This is a genomic window from Butyricicoccus pullicaecorum (assembly GCF_002160355.1).
In the GTDB taxonomy this organism is placed as follows: Bacteria; Bacillota; Clostridia; order Oscillospirales; family Butyricicoccaceae; genus Butyricicoccus; species Butyricicoccus pullicaecorum.
Window position 1 is genome coordinate 1 of sequence record NZ_NFKK01000043.1, and the last position, 1496, is coordinate 1496.

The 1496-nt window shown below is 48.1% G+C and carries 4 protein-coding genes; all 4 read right to left on the reverse strand.

What is annotated here, in order from left to right; genetic code table 11:
- Positions 1 to 244: 244 nt before the first annotated feature.
- The 4 genes from B5F17_RS14420 to B5F17_RS14435 all read right to left on the reverse strand — a co-directional run bounded on the left by B5F17_RS14420 (position 245) and on the right by B5F17_RS14435 (position 1365).
- Positions 245 to 442, reverse strand: coding sequence for a hypothetical protein (locus B5F17_RS14420; protein WP_087374938.1), 198 nt, complete (start codon positions 440 to 442; stop codon positions 245 to 247).
- The gene (locus tag B5F17_RS14425) at positions 423 to 740 is read right to left on the reverse strand and encodes a hypothetical protein (RefSeq protein ID WP_087374940.1); all 318 of its coding nucleotides are present in this window, start codon (positions 738 to 740) and stop codon (positions 423 to 425) included. The genes B5F17_RS14420 and B5F17_RS14425 overlap by 20 nt, the downstream gene beginning before the upstream one ends.
- Before the next feature lie 5 nt (positions 741 to 745).
- Positions 746 to 934 carry a hypothetical protein gene (locus B5F17_RS14430; protein WP_087374942.1) on the reverse strand — a complete coding sequence of 63 codons (189 nt, stop codon included), beginning with the start codon at positions 932 to 934 and terminating at the stop codon, positions 746 to 748.
- A gap of 110 nt (positions 935 to 1044) precedes the next feature.
- A complete protein-coding gene (locus B5F17_RS14435) occupies positions 1045 to 1365 on the reverse strand; it encodes a hypothetical protein (RefSeq protein WP_143287766.1) in 321 nt (106 codons plus the stop codon).
- Positions 1366 to 1496 lie beyond the last annotated feature (131 nt).

Sequence of the window (1496 nt, forward strand, 5' to 3'; positions counted from 1 at the left end):
TCTGCAAAAGGGTATAAAAATGCGGGGCTCAGCCCCGCACAGTGCCTTATTTTATTCTTGCCCAACTCGGTGTTGGGGTGATTCCTTCTTTCTGTTATTTAATATAGCCTTTTTTCCGAATCTTGTCAAGCAAAGGGCGAACATTCGTTTTATATGCACAAAATCAGACTCGGGAATTTAGTGATATTATCGCAGAAAACACCCTTGCATTGCAAAATGTTTCAGCCGATCTCTGATGTATGGGTCAATCTCGAAAACGCCCTGTGCACTCATCATAATAACCTCGTTTCGGTTTGAGTTCCAGAACCTTTTCCCGTGTCAGCTTATCCACCACGCGCCCAAGCTGATCGCCGTAGCCGCTCATGCGTGCCAGACGGCGCAGATGCCACAGGGTCTGCGGTGATACCGTGCAGGACAGATGCTTACCGTAATGCTTGCTCATGCTGCCCCTCCTCCATTGCGATGTACTTCTTGGCCATGGCTGCGACCTGAATTGCCTCGCATGCGGCGCGGATCGCGGTCTCGTAGACACAGGCAATGCCATCACACGCCGATCTGTCCTGCATAACATCGGCAAACGCCAGCTGGTGCATGTCCTTGATGGCGTGCGTCTCGCTGGACAGCTCACGAATTTCCTCAAGCAGCACCGCCCATCCCTCATGCGCCGAAGCAAACGCCGGGTGTAATCCGTTAGCTCGTTTCAGTTCGGTATCTGCTAAGTATTCCACATAATTCTTCATGTATATCATCCTCTTACCTCCCTCACGCAGATTTTAACAATATTTGAAACGTTTATCACCTCATTCTCTGCGGTTATGGTTCCATGCCTCATCAGAGTTTGAGCAAAATTGATAGCATCTTTTTTGTCATCAAATGGATAATGTTCAAATTTTTCTTTACTTCCATCCAAAAGTATAAATTCTAAATAATACATTCTATCTCTCCATTTCGATCAGTGCCTTATCGTGCGCAGCCTGCTGCACTGCCCCCACGGAGCATGCGATCCCGGCCAGCGGCACACTGTTTGCTGTGCAGCAGGTTTTTTTACGCTTTTTCTGAGCCATCGTTGTCCTCTCCTCTCAAATCCATCTTTGCGCCGCAATGACAGTACGGTGCCTCCTGTGGATTTCTGCAACCAATCAATCTCCGGCCACACTCAGAGCAATGATACCAGATATAGCTATGATATTCTGTCTGAGATACCTTGTCTTTGTGGTGTTCTGGCAACCACAGACCATGCACCACTGGCGCAGCATCAACCGTCGGTGCGCCCGCAACGCAAACATCTGCAAAAAACTTCTGAATAGGAGTCCCGTCGCCGTCTTTGATGGATTTGCTCAGGGCATCAGCATCAATCAATCTCATGTTATCCTCCATTTATTCCAGGGCCTTTTCGGCATCTTCACGGCTCAGGAATACGGTTTTCCCGATGCCGGAAAAGTCAATTTCGTATCCCTTCCAATGTTCATACATTCTGTCTGTGTGTGTAGAAATCT

Bases quoted from the DNA above. Each gene is read 5' to 3' on its own strand.
- B5F17_RS14420 (WP_087374938.1), bottom strand. From the start codon at position 442: ATGAGCAAGCATTACGGTAAGCATCTGTCCTGCACGGTATCACCGCAG.
- B5F17_RS14425 (WP_087374940.1), bottom strand. From the start codon at position 740: ATGAAGAATTATGTGGAATACTTAGCAGATACCGAACTGAAACGAGCT.
- B5F17_RS14430 (WP_087374942.1), bottom strand. From the start codon at position 934: ATGTATTATTTAGAATTTATACTTTTGGATGGAAGTAAAGAAAAATTT.
- B5F17_RS14435 (WP_143287766.1), bottom strand. From the start codon at position 1,365: ATGAGATTGATTGATGCTGATGCCCTGAGCAAATCCATCAAAGACGGC.